Annotated in this window: 11 protein-coding genes; 4 read left to right on the top strand and 7 right to left on the bottom strand. The window is 57.5% G+C overall.

Annotated features, from left to right (window positions below):
* The first annotated feature begins 11 nt into the window (after positions 1–11).
* The 3 genes from D0Y96_RS10845 to metH all read left to right on the top strand — a co-directional run bounded on the left by D0Y96_RS10845 (position 12) and on the right by metH (position 5,022).
* On the top strand, positions 12–884 hold the full coding sequence (locus tag D0Y96_RS10845; RefSeq protein WP_117299570.1) for an NAD(P)-dependent oxidoreductase: 873 nt from the start codon (positions 12–14) through the stop codon (positions 882–884).
* A gap of 311 nt (positions 885–1,195) precedes the next feature.
* Positions 1,196–2,311, top strand: a complete 1,116-nt coding sequence (locus D0Y96_RS10840; protein ID WP_117299568.1) for a homocysteine S-methyltransferase family protein — start codon at positions 1,196–1,198, stop codon at positions 2,309–2,311.
* On the top strand, positions 2,308–5,022 hold the full coding sequence (metH, locus tag D0Y96_RS10835) for a methionine synthase (protein WP_117299566.1): 2,715 nt from the start codon (positions 2,308–2,310) through the stop codon (positions 5,020–5,022). The genes D0Y96_RS10840 and metH overlap by 4 nt, the downstream gene beginning before the upstream one ends.
* A gap of 100 nt (positions 5,023–5,122) precedes the next feature.
* On the opposite strand, the gene D0Y96_RS10830 is transcribed toward metH, so the two are convergent.
* The 4 genes from D0Y96_RS10830 to D0Y96_RS10820 form a co-directional block, all read right to left on the bottom strand.
* Entirely contained in the window at positions 5,123–8,698 is a 3,576-nt protein-coding gene (locus tag D0Y96_RS10830; protein ID WP_117299563.1) for a beta-sandwich domain-containing protein, read from the bottom strand.
* 107 nt (positions 8,699–8,805) lie between these two features.
* A complete protein-coding gene (locus D0Y96_RS10825; protein ID WP_350449035.1) occupies positions 8,806–10,260 on the bottom strand; it encodes a multicopper oxidase family protein in 1,455 nt (484 codons plus the stop codon).
* Positions 10,229–11,038, bottom strand: a complete 810-nt coding sequence (locus D0Y96_RS20415; protein WP_252263709.1) for a metallophosphoesterase — start codon at positions 11,036–11,038, stop codon at positions 10,229–10,231. The genes D0Y96_RS10825 and D0Y96_RS20415 overlap by 32 nt, the downstream gene beginning before the upstream one ends.
* A gap of 664 nt (positions 11,039–11,702) precedes the next feature.
* Positions 11,703–15,107 carry a carboxypeptidase-like regulatory domain-containing protein gene (locus D0Y96_RS10820; RefSeq protein ID WP_350449034.1) on the bottom strand — a complete coding sequence of 1,135 codons (3,405 nt, stop codon included), beginning with the start codon at positions 15,105–15,107 and terminating at the stop codon, positions 11,703–11,705.
* A 414-nt stretch (positions 15,108–15,521) separates the two neighbouring features.
* On the opposite strand from D0Y96_RS10820, the gene D0Y96_RS10815 reads away from it, so the two are divergent.
* On the top strand, positions 15,522–16,688 hold the full coding sequence (locus D0Y96_RS10815; protein WP_147325016.1) for a hypothetical protein: 1,167 nt from the start codon (positions 15,522–15,524) through the stop codon (positions 16,686–16,688).
* Between the two features lie 196 nt (positions 16,689–16,884).
* Here D0Y96_RS10815 and D0Y96_RS10810 read toward each other — a convergent pair whose 3' ends face one another.
* From D0Y96_RS10810 to D0Y96_RS10800, 3 genes are all read right to left on the bottom strand, one after another.
* Positions 16,885–18,768 carry a tetratricopeptide repeat protein gene (locus D0Y96_RS10810; protein ID WP_158562349.1) on the bottom strand — a complete coding sequence of 628 codons (1,884 nt, stop codon included), beginning with the start codon at positions 18,766–18,768 and terminating at the stop codon, positions 16,885–16,887.
* Between the two features lie 159 nt (positions 18,769–18,927).
* On the bottom strand, positions 18,928–21,255 hold the full coding sequence (locus D0Y96_RS10805; protein WP_117299550.1) for a glycoside hydrolase family 31 protein: 2,328 nt from the start codon (positions 21,253–21,255) through the stop codon (positions 18,928–18,930).
* A 161-nt stretch (positions 21,256–21,416) separates the two neighbouring features.
* A complete protein-coding gene (locus tag D0Y96_RS10800; protein WP_117299548.1) occupies positions 21,417–24,965 on the bottom strand; it encodes a TonB-dependent receptor in 3,549 nt (1,182 codons plus the stop codon).
* Between the last annotated feature and the right edge of the window lie 138 nt (positions 24,966–25,103).

Raw genomic sequence — 25,103 nt, 5'->3', positions numbered from 1 at the left:
GCGGAGAAGATATGGAACAGACACATGTGGCAATTCTGGGACTGGGGCTGATGGGCGGCGGCATGGCTGGAAACCTGCTCGCGGCCGGATACCCCCTCACCGTGTACAACCGGACGCCGGAGAAGGCTCAGCCGCTGGCTGCAAAGGGAGCGCGCGTGGCAAAGACTCCCGCCGAAGCCGCGGCCGGCGCGCAGGTCATCATCAGTATGGTCTCCGACGACAACGTCTCGCGGGAGATCTGGCTGGGCAGGGACGGCGCGCTCGCGGCCGCTGCTGCAGGAACAATACTTATTGAGTGCAGCACGCTGACTCCCGCCTGGATCGACGAGCTCGATGCCTCCGCGCGCCGGCGCTCACTCGATCTCATCGACGCGCCCGTGACCGGAAGTAAGCCGCAGGCCGCCTCCGGTCAGCTTCTCTTTCTGGCCGGCGGGTCGGCCTCCGCGATCCATCGCGTCACGCCGCTGCTTCAGACAATGGGCCGCGGTGTCCTGCATCTCGGCCCCATCGGAAGCGGCGCCCGCATGAAGCTGATCAACAACTTTCTCTGCGGCGTCCAGGCGGCCTCGCTGGCCGAAGCCATTGGCCTGATCGAGCGCAGCGGTCTGAATGCGGACCAGGCCCTCCAGGTGCTTACCGAAGGCGCTCCAGGCAGCCCGCTCGTTAAAACCCTCAGCGCCCGCATGATGGCCCGCGATTATCAGCCGAACTTTGCCGCCCGGCTCATGGCAAAAGACCTTACTTATGCCATTAGCCTCGGAAAGGCCTGTTCGCTCGAGCTGTCCACAGCCGGCAGCGCGCTCCGCGATTACAGCGCTGCCATCGATGCAGGGCACGGCGACGAGGATATCTCCGCCGTCGTCGAAACCTTTCGCAAATCCTGACCACCCCTCCCCGTTCCCACCTCTCCGCAATCGCAGGAAGCCGTTTCGGCGGCTTCCTGTGGCGTGGCGCGCTCGATCCGCCGGGCTCTCTTCTGCCGACCCTCCCGGCCTCTCTCGAAAGCCCCCAAATCCGGATGAGATAATCAGATAAGGATGGTCAGCGGCCCGAATGACGCAGAAAGTCTCTGCGCCCATCCTGGTCCCATCCGAAACTTTCTCCACATCCCCTGCATCTGTGTGGAGTTGCACATCACGATCCATAAAATACCTGCTCTTGCCAACTTTGCCGCATGCACGGCCATCGGGGAGATATGACGACACCTCACCAGCACCCTCTTCAGAAAATCCTTGAGCAGCGAATCGCCATCATCGATGGCGCGATGGGGACGACGATCCGCACCTACGGCATGAAAGAGGCCGACATCCGCGGAGACCGCTTCAGGAACTCGAAGAAAGACCTGCTGAACAACGGCGACCTCTTCTCTCTCACGCAGCCTGAGATGATCGGCGACATTCATCGCCGCTTTCTCGAAGCCGGAGCCGACATCATCGAAACCAACACCTTCGGCGCAACCAGCATTTCGCAGAGCGAGTTCTTCGTCGACGATCCACGCGAGCACGGCGGACGCAAAGACCCGGCGTTCTATCAGAAGATCATCGATGATCCGTCTCTCGCAGATCTGGCCTGGGAGATCAATGAGCAGTCGTCGCGTCAGTGCCGCGAATGGGCCGACCGCGTAGCAAACGACACAGGACGCCAGCGCTTCGTGGCGGGAGCCATCGGACCGCTGACCGTCTCTCTCTCGAACTCGCCCGATGCCGACGATCCAGGCTTCCGCGTGGTCACCTTCGATCAGGTCAGGATCGCCTACGCGCAGCAGGTGCGCGCTCTCATCGCCGGCGGCTCCGATCTGCTTCTGGTCGAGACCATCTTCGATTCACTGAATGCGAAGGCCGCGCTCGTCGCCATCCGCGAGGTATTTGACGAGGATGGAAAGGAGCTCCCGGTCATGATCTCCGCAGCCGTCGGACGCGGCGGTGAGACCATGATCTCGGCACAAACCGTGGAAGCCTTCTGGACCGCCGTCGAGCATGCGAAGCCTCTGTCGGTCGGACTCAACTGCTCTCTCGGTCCCGATCTGATGTATCCCTTCCTCGAAGAGCTCGCGGAAAAGGCCGACGTCGCGATCTCCGCATACCCCAATGCCGGCCTGCCAAACCCGCTCTCTCCAACGGGATTCGATCTCGAGCCGGCCGACATGGCGCGGTATCTGGATGACTTTGCGCGCGGCGGACTTATCAATATCGCCGGCGGCTGCTGCGGCAATACGCCCGAGCACATCGCGGCGATCGCCAAAGCGCTCGAAGGCCGTCACCCGCGGGAGTTCGGCGCAGCACTGGCCCACCACAGCGAGAGCCACGCATGAGCACAGTGACCGAGACAAAGCCTCTTCGTCTGTCGGGTTCGCAGCCATTCACTCAGCAGCCCGGTGTCTTCATCATGATCGGCGAGCGCACCAATGTCGCCGGCTCGCCGAAGTTCGCAAAGCTGATCCGCGACGGTAAATACGAAGAAGCCGTCAGCATCGCCCGGCAGCAGGTCGAGAACGGCGCAAACGTCATCGATATCTGCATGGACGAAGGCATGATCGACGGCGTCGCCGCCATGTCGCGCTTCCTGCAACTGCTGGCCAGTGAGCCCGAAGTCGCCAAAGTCCCCTTCATGGTGGACTCCTCTAAATGGGAGGTCATCCAGGCCGGGCTCAAGTGCCTGCAGGGCAAAGGCATCGTCAACTCCATTTCGCTCAAGGAAGGCGAAGAGAAATTCCGCAGCAGCGCCGCCACCGTCCTTAAATATGGTGCGGCCGTTGTCGTGATGGCCTTCGATGAGCAGGGACAGGCCGCTACCTATGAAGATCGAACCCGTATCTGTGAGCGCGCCTACCGGATTCTGGTCGATGAGGTGGGCTTCCCCGCCGAAGACATCATCTTCGATCCCAACATCCTCACCGTTGCCACCGGCATGGAGGAGCACAACAACTACGCCGTCGACTTCATTCACGCCACCCGCTGGATCAAGGCGAATCTGCCGCATGCAAAGGTAAGCGGCGGCGTCTCGAATATCTCGTTCAGCTTTCGCGGCAACAACAAAGTGCGCGAGGCCATGCACTCCGCCTTTCTCTATCACGCCATCTCCGCCGGGCTGGACATGGGCATCGTCAATGCCGGCCAGCTTGAGATCTATGAGGAGATTGAGCCCGAGCTGAAAGTGATGGTCGAGGATGTGCTGCTCAATCGCCGTCCCGACGCAACCGAGCGCCTGGTTGATTTCGGCGAAGCCCTGAAGGCCGCTGGCGCAGGCACAACGGCAAGCGAGAAGAAAGCCGAAGAATGGCGCAACGGCACCGTTGAAGAGCGTATCTCGCACGCTCTGGTCAGGGGCATTGACGCCTGGATTGATATCGACACGGAAGAAGCCCGCGTTAAACTCGGCCGCCCGCTCGCCGTCATTGAAGGCCCGCTGATGGATGGCATGGGCGTCGTCGGCGATCTCTTCGGCGCCGGCAAGATGTTTCTTCCCCAGGTCGTGAAATCCGCCCGCGTGATGAAAAAAGCAGTGGCCTGGCTCACGCCCTTTATGGAAGCCGAAAAAGCGGCGATGGCCGCCGCCGGACTGGAGATCAGGACGCAGGGCAAAATCGTGCTCGCCACCGTGAAGGGTGATGTTCACGACATCGGGAAAAATATCGTCGGCGTCGTCCTGGCCTGCAATAACTACGAGGTCATCGACATGGGTGTCATGGTCCCCGCCGAAAAAATCCTCGAGCGCGCCCGCGAAGTCCGGGCCGACATCATCGGCCTCAGCGGGCTGATTACGCCCTCCCTCGACGAGATGGTGCACGTCGCCCGCGAGATGGAGCGCCAGAAGTTCAATCTGCCTCTGCTCATCGGCGGAGCCACCACCAGCCGCGCACACACGGCCATCAAAATTGCGCCGCATTACAGCGAGCCGGTCGTGCATGTTCTCGATGCCAGCCGCGCCGTGCCGGTCACCACCAGCCTGCTGAGCGAAGAAGGCAAGGCGGACTTCGTGGCGCAGCACCGCGCCGAATATGAGGCTGTGCGCAAGGCACATTCCGCTCCGCGCCAGCAGACCGTCTCACTCGAAGAGGCGCGCTCCCGGCGAACCCCGATCGAGTGGCGCGCGGAAGATATCCCGCAGCCCGCATTCACCGGCGTGCGCGTGCTCGACGGCTTCCCTCTCGCCACACTGCGCGAGTTCATCGACTGGACGCCGTTCTTCCACACCTGGGAGCTGAAGGGCGTCTATCCCCGCATTCTTGATGACGAAAAACAGGGCGCGCAGGCGCGTCAGATCTTCGCTGAGGCCAATGCCCTGCTCGACAGAATCATCGAAGAAAAGCTGCTCACCGCGCGCGGAGTCTATGGCCTCTTTCCCGCCGGCGCAATCGGCGACGACGTCGAGCTGTACACGGACAACACACGCAGCGGCATACTGGATCAGCTCCACTTCCTGCGCCAGCAGGCCAATCGGGAAGGCAGTGAACCGTGCCGATCACTCGTCGACTTCATCGCTCCAAAGGAGACGGGTCTCCCCGATCACATCGGCGCCTTCGCCGTCACCAGCGGAGTCGGTCTGAAGGATCTCTGCGAAAGCTTCCGCGCCGCGCATGACGACTACAACGCAATCATGGCGGAGGCCATTGCCGATCGCCTCGCTGAAGCCTTCGCCGAATGCCTGCACAAGCGGGTTCGCGGCGAATGGGGCTACGGCTGCCAGGAACACCTGAGCAACAATGAACTTATCGAGGAGAAGTATCGCGGAATCCGCCCGGCTCCCGGTTATCCGGCATGCCCCGACCACACCGAAAAGGGCGCGATCTGGCGCCTGCTCGACGTGCAGGCAAATACCGGAATCCAGCTTACCGAGTCCTTTGCCATGTGGCCTGGCTCGAGCGTAAGCGGGCTCTACTTCGCTCACCCGCAGTCGCGCTATTTCAGCCTCGGAAAAATCGACCGCGACCAGGTCGCCGACTATCACCAGCGCAAAGGCATGAGTCTCGGCGAAATCGAGCGCTGGCTCGGCCCGAACCTCAACTACGACCCCGCGGAATAGCGAATCCTCGGCCCTGATTCAAGCAGCCTCCAAAGGACTTGAGTGCGCGCTGGATTCTTTTGGGCATGCGGTTATTAAACTCGACCGGACGGAGCTCGTCTCAGGGCTCCGCTCGTCCCAGCGTGTCAAACAGCGGTGCCGCCGGGATCAATGACGGATTGTCGTTGACAACGGAGGCTGACAAAATGCGGATCTTGTCGTTGTTCGGCAGAGTAAGCGTACAAACACCACTGGGCAGGTCCAGTGAGTATACGAAGAGATAGGAATACTGGTACGGCTCGTTGAGTCCCTCCGCCGTATGGTGGTGAGACGCATACCAACCCAGTGCAGCCTGCTTGACATATCCGGGCTTCAATCCGACGTAGTCGTCCGGATAGCGCCATGCTGGTCCGGACTCGTTCGATGTGTTGAGCGGAGGCCACACGGAGTGATTGGCGGAAACAGCCCAGTCACGGTCCGAAGCATTTTTCCAGATGCGCGTGTCCCACTGGCCGATCCAGCCTGTCCACGATTGAATGTTCAGCTCTGTGGCTCGATCTCCAACGCGAAAGAGCGCCTTCTGATCCTCCGCAGACGACGCTGCGGCCAGCAGATAAATGCGATTGAACCGGCCGGCAGGCAGGGCAAGCGTTTGGCCTCTGGCCGTGACAGCATTCGGGACATCGGTTTTGGACGTGGCAAGCTCGAATTTTATTGCACCAAAATGGATCTGAGTCGGAAGCATCTCTGCGGGAATCGCATTTCCTTTGCCGTCGATGCCGCCGCCGCCGGTCTTCGTATCGTCGTTGCTGGCTACGGCAAGGTCGTAGTGCAATGCGACGCCCTGCGCATGAGGGCGAGCGAGCAGAGCCTGCTGCGGTGCGAGGCGCAGAGCAAAGGTGCGTGGCTGATATTGTGTGAAGGACGCAATCAGGTCGCCGTGATTCATTTTCGCCGGCCCAATCGGTTCCTCCTGCGCGTTGACCTCACGCGCCGATGTAATCGGCGCGGCAAATGATACACGCGTGTTCTGCGCGGATTTGCCGTTCAGCTCCACCATGCGGAGAATGATCTCGTCGCTCTCCTCAGCCTTCTTGAGCGCAAGCACGCGGATAGCAGGATTGCTGACGTGCACGAGTGAGAAGCTCCTGCCGAGCCTGCCCGTATGCTTTTCCGTGGTAAACGAGATCAGCGGATCATTCACACGGTATGCCTGCCACACTGTTTGCTCCTGACGCCAGTCGCCCGAATGACCGGCAAGGCCGAGTTCGATCTCGTGATGACCCCAGTCCTGCGTTGTCTGATCGCTGAAGCTGCCCGGGTGTCCATCCGCCGTCGGCTTCGCTCCGGGAGAACGCAACAGCGTCACGCGAATCATCTGATCGCTGCGTTTATCGGAGCCGTTCTTCACATCGGTCAGCAACGTTACGCCATAGCTGCCACTCTTGTCGGTCAGATCGATCCAGCGATGCGAGCCCACCTCATACTGCCGCGGCTGCGCATTCCCCCGCTCGACGGTGCCAATGTCCCAGCTGTAAGTCGCTTTCGGATTCGAAGCGCTCAGCGAAAAGGCCGCTTTGAGATTGGAGCCTCCGGTCTTCCAGTCGATTGCATAATGGAGATCGACGCGGTTGCCGGCATCGCCCGCAGCAAGGCTAACGGTTTGCACAAACCGGGAACCTTCGGTTTGCCGTGTCACTTCGAGCGAGACACGCGCCGGACCATTCTCGCTGATACGAATTTTTGCGGGTCCGCTGACAAAAGCACGCGGGGCGGCCTGCTCCTGCGCGAAATCCATGTTCCAGGCCGGGTAATTACGAGGCACATCGGTGGAGATTGCCAGCCTGAGAGGCGCGGAGAGCAGCTCCCTGCCGAGCCTCTTGTCATAAATACTCGATACGTCGCCGTCCCCATTAAGCAATACTCGATAACGCTGATTTTCGAGTGAACGGCCGGAGACCTGCAGCATGTCGTTCGCCATTGGTCGTGCAGCCGGACGTACGTCGAAGACAGCATAGCCGACAGATGGCATGCGCGCCAGAAAGACTACCTTGCCGTCTTCCCACTGCGCCGGCGTCTCCTGCCCGTCGGGGCCATAGACCCGTACAGCCCTGGAAGCGCCGCCGGGAAAGACAACGGCAGCTTCGACCATATCCTGTCGAGCGATATTGAGCGGATTGTAGACAACCACCGGCACACCATGCGTGCGCGTATCGAGGCCCGAAGCAATAACGGCACTTGCATTGGTAAGCACGGCAGCAAACTGATTGGCCGCGATCACATCGTCATTCCATGCGTATTGATAGGCGCGCGGCGTCGATGTTCCCGCGCCCGTGTCATGAAAATGTCCGGCGAGCGCGAGCATCCATGCGTCATTCAGTCGCTGCTGCGGATAGGCGCGCGCGCCAAGCCATTGCGCGGCGATCGAAGCCTTCTCCGCAGCATCGGCAAGATTCTCATCCCTGATAATCCAGCGTTTGTGATAGGCCTGCGACGTGAGCGAACCGGCGGAGTGGTCGGTCAGTTCCAGGTCGCCTTCGTAGCGCGGCATATGCGCGGCCATCTCCGGCGTGATGGAGTTGAACATTTGATCGGCAGAGGATTCAATCACGTGCACCGGGCCTTCTCCTGCGCGCACGGTTACCGACTGCGCAGGAAATGACGGCTCGCCTTTCAGCTTTGGCAGCGATGGGAGTATGGTGTCGCTCTTCGTCACGATGGCTTCGAGCAGTTTGACAGTGGACTCGCGCGCCGCTCCTCCCGTATCTCCCGTGCCCACATAGCGGTAATCGGCAAATACGCCCGATGCTTTGCCATCGAGATCGATGCGCTTCACCCAATCTGTATCGAGAGCAACAAGGCCGCGAAGTGCGCTGGCCTGTTCCGGCGTGAGCGGTGGTTTTTGCGCGCTGCTCAGGAGCGTCTGCTCCATAGACGTACCAGGCGCTTCGCTCAGATCGGTATAGACGCTGCTGCCATACGCTCCAGGATGCAGCGCTGCTATCACACTTTCGCCGTCCGGCCCCGTCCACACCCCGACATTGAAAGGTACGCCATCCGGTGTCTGCTCGGGCGAGCCGGGCCCTCCCGCTTCCGGTCCCGCAGGCCAGCGCCCACCAAGCTTCTGTGTCGAGAATCCTTTGAGCCCGGCATGAGCAAGAATCGTGGGCAACGAAGCAGGAAATCCAAAACTGTCGGGCAGCATGAATTCGTTACTTGCCTTGCCGAACTCATGGCGGAAATACATATTCCCGTACAGTATCTGGCGAAAAATTCCTTCAGCGCCGGGCAGATTCACGTCTCCCTCTTCCACGGAAGAGCCTGCGGGAAACCATTGTCCACGCGCGACGTATCCCTTGATTCGCGCGTAATCGGCAGGAAAGTACTCCTTCATCAGACGATAGCGGTTTGCACCGGTCCAGTTAAAGACATAGTGCGGGTACTTATCCATATACTCGAAGTTCACCCGCATCGTCTTGAGCAGAAATTCATTGATGGTCTGCGGAAACTCCCATCTCCATTGCGTGTCCAGATGCGCGTAAGGAACGACGAAGAGCGTGGGAGTCTTTGTGATGTCCGGTGTGGCCATTGTCTGGCCGTCCACGGCAGTTACCAGGGCGAGCATCGCCGCTATGGTTGTAACGAATCGCAGACTGCGCCGGATAACAGCGCGAACGGCACGGAAAGCAACTATCATTCTGAATCTCTCCCTGGACAACCTGCTTAAGAAGAATCTGTAATGCGAAATCGGCGCGACGCGCCGGTCGATTTGCGCATAAAAGCTGCGCAGATCCGGCTTTCGCCTTACCTCACGTCAAACAGCATCTGAAATCCACGTTCCATGTGGAATTGATTGTGGCAATGAAAGAGCATCAGGCCATCCTGCCTGGGCGTAAAATCGACTTCCATTCGCTGCCCGGCGCCGATGAGCACAACATCCTTCAACAGGCCGCTCGTGGCTCTGCCGTCAATGCGCGTCAGTTCAAATGAACTGCGATGCAGATGCAGCGGATGCGCATCGGAGCTGGTGTTGTGGAATGCGAAGCGATAGCGCATGTCTTTGCGCAACACCACGGGAGGGTCCTGCGCGCGATAGCTCCTGCCGTTGATCTCCCATCGCTCAAAACCATTCTCCCCCGCTGGGATGCGCGTAATGACCATCGGCAGCGTTACATCGGCGGGCTGCTGTGGCTGCGGTAAACCGAACTGTGCATAATCCCACGGCGCAATGGCAGAGCGCGCGTTTATCTCGACGCCGCTGTGACCCGCATACTCTACCAGTATCCCCAGACCTGCACCGCGTGTGTCGTTGTCGGTAGAGCCGAGAACCCACACACCCGGATGGCTCATCTCAACGATTGCATCGATGCGTTCGGCAGCTCCCAAATCGAGCGAAGGAACCCTGCAAGGCCGCGGAACGGGATTTCCATCCAGCGCGGTGACAAGAAATTCGTGGCCGGGAAGAGCAAGCTGAATATTTTCCGTCGCGCTCGCATTCAGGATGTGGAACAAAACGCGCTGGCCTTCTTTGACGCGAATAGGTTCGCCGTGACCAAGGGCTTTGCCGTTGATCGAGGCGATGCGATAGCCGATCTCGACCATCCCGGGGCCCCAGTCGGTTTCTCCAAACTCTTCCACGGCAGATGGGTTGTCATCGTCGTCCATATCGATGAAGAAGGGCTCCCACTCATGGGTCGCAAGAAAAATCTCCTGGTCGTAACGGCCGGGATCGGCTTCAGGTTCGACATACGCGAATCCAAACTGTCCGCTGTACATACCAACGGTGAGATCGTCCATCGTCATTACATGTGAATGCACCCAGCGCGAGCCGGCGGGACGCGGCGTCATGCGATAGCGGAGATGCCCATGCGGCGGCACAGACAAACTCTTCTCGTCCTGCGTGCCATCGATGGCTGCGGCGAAAGGAAAGCCATGCCAATGCACATACTCCGGAATGTCGGTGTCATTGAAGAGATCCACGGTGACAGGAATACCTTCGCGCAGACGAATCGGCGGTCCTGGCGCGCCGCCGTTGTAGCCCGTAGTGTGGACCGTCTTTCCGGGAGCAACATCGACAGCCACCGGACCGATCCGCAGAGTTACATCTGCCGGCATGCTGTGTCCTGGCAGCGCTGCCCATGCCGGGTTCGCAGCAAGTTCCGTGAGCGCTGCCGCGGCTCCCGAGAGAAAGCCGCGGCGCGTCAGCGATCCGCCATGCAGGAGCCCGCTATTTTGTGAGGGTTCGACGATAGATTTCACTTCCATCCGTGCCTACAAAGCTGATCGCAAGGGTCTTGTCGTCGGCCTCAAGAACTGTGAAGCCGTTGATCTTTTGCCGGAAAACGGAGCGGTCGTATGGATTCATCTCGTAGAGACCGGCTCCGCCTCCGCCGCTGACAAAGAAATGGACGCCTCCCTCGGGCTTCAGTTCCTGGAGGTTATGGTCGTGGCCGTCCAGATATACATCGACATGATCCTTTTTAAGAATGGGCAGAAGCCGCGCGATAAGCTCTTTATTGTCGCCGCGCGTCGCCGAATAAATATGGTAGTGGCCAAAGACCACCTTCCACCGCGCAGTGCTTCTGATCAGTTCCTCATCGAGCCATTTCAACTCCGCTTCGTCCATCGCCGGCGTATCGAAGGCAAAAAACTGTACGGAACCGGCAGTGAACGTGTAATACGGAGAAGGCATGTGCCAGCTCTGGCTCCTGGCCGAGTAGAGAATCTCTGCCGCCGGACTGTCGGCGCCGCTCCAGTCGTGATTGCCCAGTACGGCATAGAACGGGATGTGCATCACGCCATAAAGCTGTTCCCACTGCGTCTGCCAGCGGGGGTCGTCGGGGCTTTTCATACCTCGCGGGTAAAAGTTGTCGCCAAGAGTTAAACCGAAATCGAAGGGATGGATCTTTTGATACGCCACCATCGCTGCTGCGGTCTGTTTCTGCGCGGCCGAACCGGTTCCAAAATCACCAAACGCCAGCACGCGAATTGCCCTGCCCGCCGGGACCACGGAAAACTGTGGCGGCGGAATACGCATGAATGATGGAAGAGTGATGCCATAGTGTGCCTGCAGCAGCAGCTTCTGCTCGTCCAGCACCAGGCCGGCACTGTGCACATCGCCGGCGGCAAGCGCAACTCCGAGCCTGCTCTTCAGCAGTGAGTTCAGGGAGTTAATCCCAACCTCTTTAAGCATTTTGACGGCGGCAACAGAGACAGTTACATCAGGGTCCGACGACGCATGCTTCTCGAGGGCCGGCAGGTCCTGGCTGCTGCCAAGCCAATGCTTCTCCAGCGCCTGGATGAGGTCAATGCGAAGCGCCGCAGAGGGTTCTTTTTCCAGCCGGTCGAGCAGGAAAGTCGATTCCGAGGGAATGTCGCCAAGAAGATGAAGCACAGTTGCGACGAGATCCCCGTCCGGCATGTTCTCGGCCTGTAGCTGATTCTCTTCCGTCTGCCTGATCTGCGCCTTTGCCTCGGCACGGTAATCAGCCGGAATACGCGCCAGAATTGATTCGGACAAAGGCAACAACGGAGGCTTCGGCGGCGCCTGGGCGGCAGCTGACTGCAGAGGGCTCAGGGGAACCGCAAAGAACAGCAGGAGGACAGCATAGCGCAACAACGATCGAAACAAGTTTATATTCCTCCGGATCGGACGTGAAGAAGGAACAGGAAGACGGAAGGAACGCCGTCTCCCTGTTTCCTTAGAACGAGTAACGCAGCGATAACTGGAGCTGTCGCGAAAGATCAGTTTTGCCGGTAACTTTGCCGAAGGTAGAAGTCCCGGGAGTGAAGTTAGGGCTGGACCAGTTGGGATGGTTGAAAACGTCGTAAGCTTCGGCTCGGAATTCAAAGACATTCCGCTCGTCGATGGCAAACTTCTTAAATAGTCCCGCATTCCAGTCCTGGAAGCCGGGACCGTAGATCGAATCTCGAATCCCGTGCTGCAGGTTGAATGTCCCCTGCGGGGGTGCGGTAAACAGCGGATCGCCGTTTGATGTAGTCGTATTGAAGTAAGTGGTCGAGCTCGAGGCGCCGCGGGAAAATTGACGCGGATACGTTGCCCGCCCGTGCATCACCCAGAATTGAGGCAGGCCCGGTTCCCCCGTCCCCGCATAATCGGTGTTCGTGCTGTAGACGCTTCCAGGTGCACCGCTCAAATATTGAGCCGTGCCGCTGAGCTGCCAGCCTCCGAATATCTTTCCGGCAAGATGCTGCTGCTCTCTCAAGAACGGCAGGTCATACGTAGACGTAGCAACAAACGCATGACGAACATCAAAAGTGGAGGGACCCCAAAGATTACTTGTGTTGTAAGTATCCGGGACAATGTCGCTGTAACTGGAGCTGTTGTCCATGCTTTTGGCCAGTGTATAAGCGGCCGAAAAGTCCAGACCATTGGTAAAGCGGCGGCTCCAGAAGACCTGCAGCGAATTGTATTTGGAACTGGCGCGGCTCAATTCCGTCAGTATCTGAGAAAACCCTTTATAGGGAACCAGAGCCGCTATGTTGACATGAGGATTTGCATACGTGGTTCCGGCAGGTACCTGATTGGCATCCTCTGAATACCAAAGATGCAGTCCGCGGCGGCCAACGTAAGCGACGGACAGCACTGAATGCCCGGGAAGCTGTTTCTCCACCGTAACATTCCAGTTCCATGCCTCCGGCTGTTTCATATGGCGGTCTAACGTTGTCACAGTCAGCGTGGGTGTCGTGACAGAAGTCAAACCGGCTCCCGGATTGTCCACCGAAATATTCGTCACAGTGACAAAAGGCTGGAATGGAGAGTTCCCTCCTGGGAAGATATTGTCCAGTAATCCCATTCGGGTAAGGAACCGGCCGCCACCGGCGCGAATCACCGTCTTATCTTTGAACTGATATGCAATGCCAAGCCGCGGCTGAAAGGCGTTCTGGGCATCCATCAGGCCGCGGGGCAAACTTTTGTCGAACAGTGCGGCATAGGTACTGGGAAAGTTGGCCTGATAGACTCCATGCTTCGCAGCGCCGCTGGGGAAGCCGGAGAGCCCGGGAATGACCATGCCGTTATATTGATTGCCAGTGCCCAGGGCAACCAGACCTGTGGCCGGATTGACGCTGATTGCCTGCGCCGGATCATACAGCTCGGGATCGAAATAGACGGAGTTACCCCAAAGCGCATGAAATGGGAAAACAAGCGTATCGCGCAATCCATAATCGAGGTGCAATCTTGAGGTGATCTGCCACGAATCCTGAGCGAACCATTCATACATGGCTCCGCGCCAGATCGTGTAAGCCCGCGGTCCTATTTCGGTATAACTGTCAGCCAATCCCAGGGCCAGGTTGGCGATACCCAAACCACTACCATTGGCATAGGAGTCAGTAAGGGTAAATGTTCCGTTCTGATTATTGCTGCCTCCAGGAACAGTTGTGATGTTGATCTGATCATCATCATTCTCGCCCCGGTAATCAAACTGGAAGCCGAACTTCAGCATATGATTCCCGGCTGCTTTCGACAGGCTGTCGCTGAATGTATAAATCGGACCACCGGAGTGGGATGGATATGGCCCGCCACTCAGGCTGTAGAAAGGTTTTGACAGACTGAGACTGGGGATCTTATCGACGTCCTTACCACCGGGAACTATATAGTTATAGTTAATTCCAAGCTGTGTTCGATGAAACCCCGGCAGTGCATCATTGACTGGATTCGCCACCCTGTCGATGCTGAGTGTTCCGTTCATTTCATTAACGATTGTTGGGGTGATCGTCCAGCTCCAGGCAAGCGTGTTCGTCTGGTTCGGCCACGTCTTGTACTTCCCTGTCAGTCCCGATCCCTGGTCAAGTGCCGAGTACTCGTTGTAGGAAAGGTCTGTTCGCCGGAATGAGATGCGGTGCCTGTCGTTCAAAACAAAATCGAAATTGTAAGAGCCCTTTCGCTGGTTGATCGGATGAGGAGCAACGGCTTCCCAGTTCTGATTTCCGTTGACCAGCAGACCGGGAATTGGCGCAGGATAAGCGTTCAGGAGAGCCGTTCCATTGGAGCTCAGCAGATTTTGCGGGATTGTATTTCCCGGAAGCGGAGCGCAGGTCTTTTTCCCATTGGTGGTTGTGCAGTCAAATGGATTGCGAAGGATCACCGGGGAGCTGTAAAACGGGTTGGGACCCAGCAATTCGCTGAAATTGCCTGCGCGCATAAGGGCTGTGGGTACGGTTTGAAATACGGTATCGGTATACCGGTACCGTATCCAGTCCTGGGCAACGAACCAGAAGAGCTTTCTCCGCAGGACCGGCGGCAGACCGGGAATCCACACCGGCCCCCCTGCGGCAAAACCGAAGTCGTTGTAACGGAAGGGCGAGGCAAACCGTGTTGACGGACTTTCGTTGCGCGACCAGGTATTCGCATTCAGTGCCGAATTTCGTAAATATTCATATGCCGTTCCATGGAAGTCGGTCGTTCCACTTTTGCTGACCATGCGGACCTGGCCGCCTCCAGCCCCGCCGTATTCGGCTGCGTATGCCGCCGTGAGCACCTGCATTTCTTCGGTTGAGTCCACGTTCGGCACGCCAATCACATATGTGTTTGCGCGAGTGCGCACCGCTGGCGCACCGTCAATCGTTACAGTCGTATCTGTCGATCGCGCGCCATTGATCGAGAAGCCCGGCTTGCTTACGCTGAAATTGAAATCGCCAAGCGTGGCTCCCGTGATCACACCAGGCAACAGCTCAGCCATGTACACAGGATTTCTGCCATTGAGCTCCTGGTGCTGAATCTGCTCTTCGGTGATCTGGTGCTGAACCGCTCCGGAATCGGTCTGAATTAAATCGGCGCTCGAGATCACCTTTACAGATTCATTTGACACTCCAATTGTTAACGTTGCATTGATGGATAACGTTGACACCGCGTCCAGTTTGTCGTGGACGCTCTCAAAGAGTTTGAACCCCTGCATCCGAACAGCGACCGTATAGAAGCCGGCCGGCAGACTCGAAAGCGAGTAGTATCCCTTGTTATCTGTCGTGACCGTGTGGCTCTCCTGGGTCGCCTCAGATGTCACCGTGACCTGCGCGTGAGGAATGACTGCACCTGACTGGTCTTTGACGAAACCCGCAATCGAACTGGTGTCCGATTGCGCATACACGTGCAAACACGTGCCTATTAAGCAAATCAGTACCCAACTGATGTTCCGAAACCTCTGCCCGCTTCGCTTCACTGTACTCTCCCGATATCGCCAGGAACGTCTGCACTCCTCCTTTATCTACACACGTAGTCCGGTCGGTCCGGTAGTTAGGACGGGATTCCTAACGGTTTAGTATGTTATTGCAAATACGTCGTTTATTCCCTAACGGCGTTTTTTAACAGTCCCGAATGACGGGTTTGGTATGTTCAACATGTGAAATCGATGCAATCGGGTCAGTTGGATGAGGAGCCATTTGCCCTCAGGACCGAATCGCTCGTTTCTCGCGAGAATGAGGTTCGGCATCACGTCTATCAGATCTTCGCAAGCCGGGCGTTTAACAGAAGCCGCAGGAGTTGTGAGTTTCTGCAACATCTCGTGGACAAGACACTGGCAGGTGAGCTTGATGAATTGAAAGAACGGATGATCGGTATGCAGTTGTTCGGTCGTGATCCCTCCTACGATACGGGCGAGGATGCGATCGTACGCGTTACGGCAACCGATGTCCGAAGACGGCTGAAGCGCTTCTATGACGGAGTCGAAACAGGCATCCGTCTTGAACTGCAGCCCGGGTCATACATCATTGAGCTGATCGAGCAGGCTGCCGAATCAAGGGCTCCGGAGGTGATCGATCCGCCTTCACCATCCCAGCCTGCAGAAGCCCTGAGTCAGCCGGCTCCGAAGCGCTCCGTCTGGCGCCGCTTTTTGCTGATTGCGGCGGCTTTGACAGTGCTGGGGCTTTTGCCCGTTGTTTATCACTACCGGATGCAGTCAGCCAAAACGGACCGTCTGCCGTGGTCGGTCATGCTGCCGCGTCGAGGAGAACTAAAGATCGTATTGAGTGATCCCGATATTGTTGCTCTTGAAGGAGTAGTCGGGAATGAAATTTCGCTCTCGGACTATGCAGGTCATCATTATGTACCGGAGCAACAACTGCTTGATCATCCCTCCAGAGTCATCGAACGTCTTTTTAAAGGCAACAACGTTCCTGTTATTGATGCCAGATTCGCCCTCGGAGTCAGGGGTTTACTCCCTTCGAGCCCAATCGAAATGTATCGCGCCAGAGTTCTTCAATCCCAGGACTTTAAGACCGAGGACAACTTTATACTGCTCGGCAGCCCTTTATCGAATCCCTGGGTGTCCCTCTTCCAGGACCAGCTCGATTTCTACTTCCAGTACGATCCGGCGCGGCATGGAGAGATTATTTACAACCGGCATGCCGAGCATGGAGAAGCACCAGTCTATGTTCCCACCACGCCCGGGTGGGGAACCGGCGAGGCGTTTGCGATTATCGCGTTACTGGCGAATGAGAACCAGACAGGACACATTCTGATTCTGGCGGGCTCCAACTCTGTCGCTACCGAAGCGGCCTACAGGCTGGCCACCGACGTGGATTCCATTGTTCAGGTGCTTCATGAGCATGGCCTGAATGTTTACGATCGCAATGCCCAGTTTGAAATATTACTGCGCGTAAATACCATGGCTTCGTCTCTTAATACCTTCGATGTGGTGGCCTGTCATCGTCTTTCCCGGGTCGCACTTTAATCGTGCCCTGCCCTCTTCCGCAGGAAGATGTCCCATGGTGACGACCTCGCACCTGGTAAATTGCCGGCCTGACCGCCGCAGTCGTTGGGCGTGACAATACAATCGTCCAGCCCTCCGTTCCCTGATGCGAGAAGTGTCTGCATCCTGGTTTGGCTACGGCCTCGAAATGGGAAAGCGAATTTCCCCCGGCCGCGGTTCACCGCTCCGGATCATGAACCGTTGTACCTTTCTGAAAGGCGACCACGGCATGCGCCCGGCTCTCCGCCTCAAGCTGAAGAGTACGTGCCAGCATCTTGTCGGCCTCTGCCTTATTACCCCGCTTCCGGTAAAGCCGAGCCAGCTGATAGTGGATGCTGCCATCTTCATCGGAGCTCAATGCGAGCTTGAGATGTGTGATGGCTTCTTCATCCCTGCTTTGGGCCTCGCAGACTCTTCCCAGAAGCGCATGGACATGTGGCAGTGTTTGAGGCTTGCCGTTAAGCGCCTGGAGCAGGGGCGATTCAGCTGCATCATAGTTATGCTGGCTCAGCAGGGCCTCTCCCAAAACAAGACTTACTTCCGGGTTGTTCGGCCATATCGTCAGCGCGGTCTTTGCCGTTTCAATGGCTTCACTCAGGTTGGAATTCATAAAATATGCGGCCGCAAGTCCCTCGAGTGCCGCGGAGTCTTTGGGGCTTTTCGCCAACGCCACTTTGTATTCGGATATGGCGATGTCATACCGTTGCTGCTGACGTTCCACATCTCCGAGCAGGATGTGTGTTTCCGGGGAGTCAGGCGCGAGCTGCTGAAAGTGATTGAGCGCTTCCCTCGACAAATATTGATTGACCTTGATCGTCCAGTACAGGACGACTGCGTCCGATCGTGATGAAATCCTGTTGAGCTCAGCAGAAGCTTCAGAGTAATTGCCGCTGAGATAGTTGCACTCCGCTGATAAAAGCTGCAAAGAAGGAGCCGGTGGTCTCTCTGCCAGGGTTGCAAGCTCAGCACAGCGTGAGAAGTGTCCCCGCAGAAAGGCTCTGCGAACGTCGCTCTCCCGGAATGGGCCGGGCTCCAGAGTTCGGGAGGCCGGCTGATGTTCCTGCTGCATTGCATTACCCTGCAAAACCGCGAGCAGTTTCTTCGCAGAGACGCTGCCGTTTTGTGCTCCCTGACTTAATTCAGCGGTAAGGCGATCGCGGTTGGCTGAAGGAAGAGCGCTGAGCGCCCTGACCAGATTGGCCTCTGTGTATCCGTCGTCGGTGCTCCATGCCTGATTAAGCATAGCCACCGCATCAGGGTAATTTTCTTCGTGCGCTTTAGCTGCTGCCTGCGCCAGATCTGTAAGCGGGCACTCAGACTGACGGTCCTCGTCAGACGCCAGTGTGTTCGCAGCGTCCTGCAGCTTGCCCAGCTGGATATATACCAGGCTGAGAGCCGGGGGAAGACATGGAGGATGATCGGCATGGTTGATGGCAGAGCGATATTCTGAGACAGCCTGCAGCAGACGCCCCTGACGAACGAGCATTTCGGCAAAGAGAGCATACGTATATCCGGAAGAGGGCGCAGTGTCCGTGAGGACTCTTGAATCGCTCTCAACATGGGCCAGATACGTCATTCCAAGCCCCAGCCAGGCAGAGCTGTTGGCTGGATCGATTTGCAGGGCCTGACGATAAGAAGAGGTTGCCTTCCAGTAGTCATGCAACGCTTTGTAGGCTCGCGCTGTGGCAATCCATACCTGGGGGTCCGACGCATTCAGACGCTCGGCTGAGGACAAATATCGGAGGGCGCTCCGGGGAGCATCCAGCCGCAGCTGTTCCAGCCCCAGAAAGAGATTGGCTGAGAACAGGGACGGCTTTAACGCCAGCGCTTTGGCGAGGTCGCGGGCGGCCGGCTGATCCTGTCCAGCCTGATACTCCATGATGCCGAGATTGGCCCACAGCTCGGCGACTTGCGGTTCAAGGCGCACCGCTTTCCGGTAAGCAGATGCGGCCGCGGAGTAGTCCTGCGCCTGTTGCGCAGTGCGCGCCGCATCCATCCATGTGCTGATATCTTCCGATCCCGTGCTTTGAGGACGGCTCTGTTGCCATCCGAATAGAAGCATGCCCGCAAGAAGGCTACACCGGAAGAGTCTGTGGCAAACGCTGCGATACGTATTCCAGCCAGATTCCTGAGAGCTTTTCGCACACGCCATCTTCCACTCCATGAGAAATGAGCTTTCGGCGATGCGTTCCTGCACAAGCAGCATTTCAGTAATGTTGAGTTAATTGCGTCGTCTTATGTGAACCTCGACAGGTGCACCCGAGTAGGAAACCTCCTGCTCTGCGGTTGTGGTCACTTCTTCTCCCGTGCCATGGCCGGGGCGGACAAGAATGATGCGAAACTGCCGCGACTTCGCCATCCCCGGATAGGCTCCTTCGCGCGCGCCAATCGTCAAAGTAAAGTGCGCGTCGTCCCAGCGAAGCGGGATGATCGCACGCTCTCCATGCTCATATCCGTAACCGTCTCCGGCATCCTCGTACAACCTGAAATCCCCGTTGGCGCCGGGATAGATACGCAGCTCAAGCGGCGCGTCTTGATCCTGCGCGGCGTATTGAACTTCCGGACCGAGCGGTAAAATTGTACCGGCTGGCACGTACAGCGGAATACGGTCCAGCGGAGCATCCGCAACATGATGGCCGGCGGCCACCTCTGCTCCGGTCCAGAAGTCGTACCAGCGTGGCGACGAAGGCAGATAGAGAGAACGGCTGGTTGCGTGAGATTTTGTTACCGGCGCCACCAGCAGTGAAGGGCCAAACATATATTCGTCCCCAATCTCCCATGTAGCCCGATCGGAACGCCAGTCCATCACGAGCGGGCGCATGAGAGTGTAGTCTTCACTCGTGACCTTCCAGGCCAATGAATAGATATAAGGAAGCATGCGATAGCGCAGGCGATCGTAGACAGCGAGAATCCTGGAGTCATCGCCGAAACTCCACAGCTCATTCTGGTTATTCTCCCGATGGCCATGCATGCGGAACAACGGGCAGAATGTGGCGAACTCAAACCACCGCGTCACCAGCTCGCGAAAGGCTGGATCTTCGGTTGATTTAAAGCTCGGATATCCGTATCCACCAATGTCTGTCGTCCAGTACGGTATGCCGGAGATGGAGAAGTTAAGCCCGGCTGGAATCTGCCGCTCGAGCGACCAGAAGGTGCTGTAAACGTCGCCCGACCAGGTAGCAGCAGCGTTGTGCTGCTGGCCTGAAAAGCCGGAACGGGTGAGGATGAAGGCGCGCTTTTCCTGGGTCGTCGCCCGCCAGTTCCGGTAGATGCCGGCCGAATCCGAATAGGGATAGATATTCGAGAAGAGAGCGCTCCGTCCGAGGTAAAGATCACCTCCTGGCGGAATGCCATGCTCCGTTGCCGATAGTTCCGGCTCGGTGGCATCGAGCCAGAAGGCGTCCACGCCCTCACGTAGCAACGGCCCTGCAAGCCGCTTCCAGTAGAGATTCTGCGCTTCAGGATTGGTCGCGTCGTAGGCATCGGTATTACCGAGCATCCAGGTCTTCGCTCGCATCTCGGCGTCGATCGGAGCTGCAGAATCAAATGTGGGCCATATAGAAAGCATGACGTGCAGATGCAGCGCATGCAGGGCTGCGAACATCCCTTTCGGGTCGGGATACTCCGCATTGAACTCGGCGGAGCCCTGGGTGGTCCACCAATGCCAGTCCTGAACCAATGTATCCAGCGGCAGGCCTTTGCTGCGATACTCCTGCGCCACATGGAGTAACTCGTCCTGGGATTTATACCGGTCTTTCGACTGAAAAAGTCCATAGGCCCATTTGCCGAACATGGGCGCAGATCCGGTGAGGGTACGGTATCCGTGGATGATCTGATCAGGCTCAGGTCCCGCGATGAAGTAATAATCAATCGAGCGCTCTGCGGTCGTGTCCATAATGAGCATATGTGGCGTGCGATTGTCGAAAAGGGTGGAAGAGGCCGTATTCCAAAGCACGCCATAGCCCTTTGTGGAGAGAAAGAGCGGAACCGCTACATCTGTATTTGTCTGCGATAAGTAGACGGATGATCCTCTGTAATTGAACATTCCGGACTGATGCTGGCCCAGACCGTATATGGCCTCATCGTCTGACGGCTGAAAGAAGGACCGCGTGTGATAGATACCCGCGCTTTCTGAGGGAACCTGGTCATAGGTGCGTCCACCCAGCTCTTTTAAGAGAGTATTTCCGCGACTGTCGCTGAATGTCATCGAGCCATCAGGAAATATCTCGAGACGGATATTTGCGGTGGTGAGAATCCTGGACGTGCCGGTTTCGCTCAGATGGTACGGAGCAGGATCACATCCACCTGTGATCCAGGGAGTCGGGGAGAGAGCTTCTGATTTGCCGGGATGCGGCGACGCGATGATGTGAAGTATCGATGCGCCACACACCTCGATACGTAACGTGTCGGTTTTGGTTGCGATGACGATTCCGGTTTTGCCGGCAGTGGAAGTCAGCTCACTTTGTGCCAGGCACGGAGCCGCAAGCATGGGCAGCAGAAGGAACCACATCATCGATTCGGCGAGCGCGCGGCGAAGCCTCGCAGACACATGAAAGAATTGCAATCTTCACTCCGGAGTTTATAGATCTGAGAGGGTGAGAGGCTGTTATTCCAGCCGCCCGGCACTTCCAGGCCGGAATGCGGCCCGGTGAAGTGCAAAGCGGCTGGCGGGATATAGTTCTCGCCCGTATCAGGCGGCGAGAGTGTCCGTTACCAATAGAACTTCATCGCCAGCTGGATATCGCGAGCAGGGAAGGTATTGGTGATCACTCCGAACGAGCCGGACCCCAGACCGGTATTCGGCGTATAGAAGTTTGCATGGTTAAAGGCGTTGTACATTTCCGCCCGGAACTGGAGCCTGGTATCTTCGGTGAAATTCCAGTTCTTCATGATGGATAAATCCCAGTTCTGGTAGCCGGGGCCGCGCAGGTCCGAGAAGTTTCTCGGTGCCGTGCCGAATGTTCCATAGGGCGCCAATGCAAACGCGTTTGTGTTGAACCATTCCTGAATGGTCTTGTGCTGCAGGTGTACGTTACCAGTGACATCAGGACGCGGGTTGCCGCCATAGGAGTTGATATTGCTGCCCGTGATGCCGAGCGGAATTCCGGACTTGGCCGTTGTGATGCCGGAGACCTGCCAACCGCCCAGCACGGCATTCGTGGTGCGATTGAAATGCGAGCCCACCTTCTTACCACGCCCCACCGGCAGCTCGTAGATATAGTTCACAACCAGCGAATGAGGAATGTCTCCCGAATCCACGCTGCGTTCCGCGGCGAGATTGTAATTGTTGGCGGGGCCGGCATTGCTCGTATAGGCCCAGCTGTTCGTGCCCTCAACGTTGTCGATAAACTTCGAGAACGTGTAAGAGACGAGCAGATTCAGTCCCTGAGAGAAACGGCGGTTGTAGTTCACCTGCAGCGCGTTGTAGTTGGAAAACCCTGCCGGCGCGTCGTTCTGCGTAACGCCGCAGAACTGCGGGAATGGCTGCAGAAGCTGCGATTGCGATACTGTCGGCTGGCCCAGGTTGCAGCCGCTGCTGGTGATCTGTCCGTAGAACGGGTTAGAGACTGGATTATTCAGCGCTGTTGTTCCCATCGGGAGATACTTAGGGTCAAGCTGGCTTGCGTCCAGACCTCCGGTCAGCATGTGCAGACCGTGGTTGCCGACATAGGTGACATCCAGCACATCGTTTTTGGTGAAGCCGTACTGGATACCGAACATCCACTGCTCGACATAGCTGGACTTCCTGCTGCGCCAGTAAGAGGCAGTGCTGAAGCCGACGTCCTGAAGCTGTCCGAGGGTATTGCCGGTCACGCTGCGAAGTCCCTGCGGCCATGGGTTTGAAATGGTGACAGATGGATCGGGTACGCGGCTGCCGGGAGCGGCAGGAATGACGTTGGTGCTGGTGGAAAAGCCGCTGGTGCTTGCGCCGCCAAGATATGCCGACGGCGGATAGAAGAGACCAAAGCCGCCGCGCACGGCTAATTTCGGCAACAGACTATAAGACAGTCCCAGGCGGGGTGCAATGTTGGTCCAGTTGGTATCGTATGTTCCGCGATGGTTCGAGCCGGTAAAGACCACGGCGCCGGGAAGGGTTTGGTGGATCGCGGTGCCGATTGGGTTCGGAAGAGCCGGATCGAAGAACGAGGCGGTGTTGTGACGATAGGTAGGCGCCAGCTGCGTTTCGTATCGAACGCCGATATTCAGGGTCAGCTTCGATGTGGCGGCCCAGTCATCCTGGAGATAGAGACCGCTGTATTTCTTTGAAATTGCGGGATTGAAGGCGACTCCCGTATTGCCGCCATCGATCACGCCAAAGAGTGCCTGCGCCACACCGTTCCCGGTGTTTGAAGAGGGTGCATCCGGATCGGGACCATCCGTGAAGGTTCCTCCGAAGTTGAGCTGAGTCTGGTAGAGCGAGCTGAAGTTGTTCTGCGATTCCACGCCCATAAATCCGAAGGAAAGCGTGTGGTGACCAACAATTTTGTTAAAGTCGGCCCCTATGCTTCCCGTGGGGCGATAAGCCGTATTCTCTGCTCCGCCGGTGGGTCCAAGGGCCGTTTCGGCTGGAATGCTGGCATTTCCGCCGCCGACGGCGATGATGGGAAACTCCGCGCTGTTCTGATCAAGGTAGCCGGGCAGCCCAAGCGTCGAGGGATGAAAGCCTTTGGACTGATTGTTGCTGCCCTCGCCCCAGTGTTCGAAACCACCGGTCAGATTCATCATGAAGGTAGGCGTGAAAACGTGGTTGAAGCCCAGGACGAGCTGATAACGATTGTTGGGGCGCAGGTTTCCTGGACCAGCCGGGTCGCTCGCTCCCCAATACTCCGGGGCGCCGGTTTTGTATTCGCTTTTATACGAATAGCGGCCGTAGATACGCGAGGCCTGAGTGAAGTTGTGGTCGATGCGTATCGTGTACTCGTTTGAATCCGAGGGCGCCGTGCCGGAGGCGGCGAAGTTGTTCACGAGCCCATTCGAGGTTGGATGGGGATAATACGAGAGAATCCTGACGGCCTGCGGATTCAAAGTGGTGTACGCGGCAAGATTATTGCCGGGCACAGGATTGCGGATATACCCCGTCGATCTGGCTACAAGTCCGGTCTTCGGATCGACCTGCCCCGCTGTCAAAAGCCTGGCGCTGGAGGGATCGTAGATCTGACCGGTAAGGATTGGACGGCCGAGAGCATCGACGCCCTGCTGGCTCCCAAGCGCCGCGGAGAAATCACCTGCCAGAAACCCGGCTGTGGGCACCGTATTCGTGGCGACAGATGGAGTGCTGCTGTAGAGGTGCTCATACAGTCCGAAGACGAAAGTCTTTTCGCGCTGTTTGTAGAACCGGGGAATATAGAGCGGGCCACCGGCTGAAAATCCGAATTGGTTGCGATGGAAATCGGGCCGCTCCAGTCCCTGCGCATTGGCGAAGTAGAGATTGGAATCCAGCGCCGAGTTGCGGTAGAACTCAAATGCGCTTCCATGAAATTTGCTTGTGCCGGACTTCGTGACGACGTTGATTACGTTGCCCGTGCTCCATCCATACTGCGCGGTAAAGGAATTGTTCTGAACCTTGAACTCCTCTACGGAATCTACGGAAGGCACGTATACCACCCCTCCCCAGTCGCCTGCCGTGTCCCAGATACCATCCAGCAGGAATGCAGAGGTTCCAAAGAAGCCGCCGCCGAAGCTGAGGAAAGAGATGTCCTGGTCGGCGTTGCCATTGGTGGATGCGCCGCCGCCATTCAGCACCTGGCTTTGCGTCGTGTTATTGACGGACGAGTTCAGAGTAGCCAGGCCAAAAATGTTGCGCAGGTTGAGCGGCAGCTCCACGACCTGCCGGGCGCTGACATCGGCTGAAATATTTGCATTGTCGGTCTGCAGCAAAGGAGCCTGCGAAGTAACGACAATCTGCTCAGAGGAAGAACCCACCTCCAGAACCACATCCTGTGTTGCGGATTGCCCCGGGTCGAGGGAGATTCCCTGCTGCCGGTAGGATTTGAATCCGGTCAGAGTAGCACTGAGCGTGTATTGGGCGGGCGGGAGCAGCTGAAAGGCGTAATGCCCCGTACCATCCGTCTGGGCGGTTCGCACAATTCCGTTGTCACTGCTCTGGAGAGTGACCGACGCTCGCGGTACGAGGGCGCCAGTCGTATCCGTAATCACTCCGTGAAGACTGGCCGTGGTGGGATCTCCCTGTGCGATCGCCAGCTGCGCCAGGATGAGGAACGACGCTGAAATCAGAAACAGCCTGTACATCCGGCTCATAAGCTCTGTTCTTTTTGTTTTTTGCTTCAAGTGACACCTCCAAAAGTCCCGGGCCGGCGGCTATCCGATCTTCCTTCGTCCAGGGGGTAATTCATTCAGGCGAATATGCCGGTCATCAGCCCGGAGCAAGAAGAATTG

This window comes from Paracidobacterium acidisoli, assembly GCF_003428625.2.
Lineage (GTDB): Bacteria > Acidobacteriota > Terriglobia > Terriglobales > Acidobacteriaceae > Paracidobacterium > Paracidobacterium acidisoli.
This window is presented reverse-complemented; position numbering and strand designations above follow the sequence as displayed.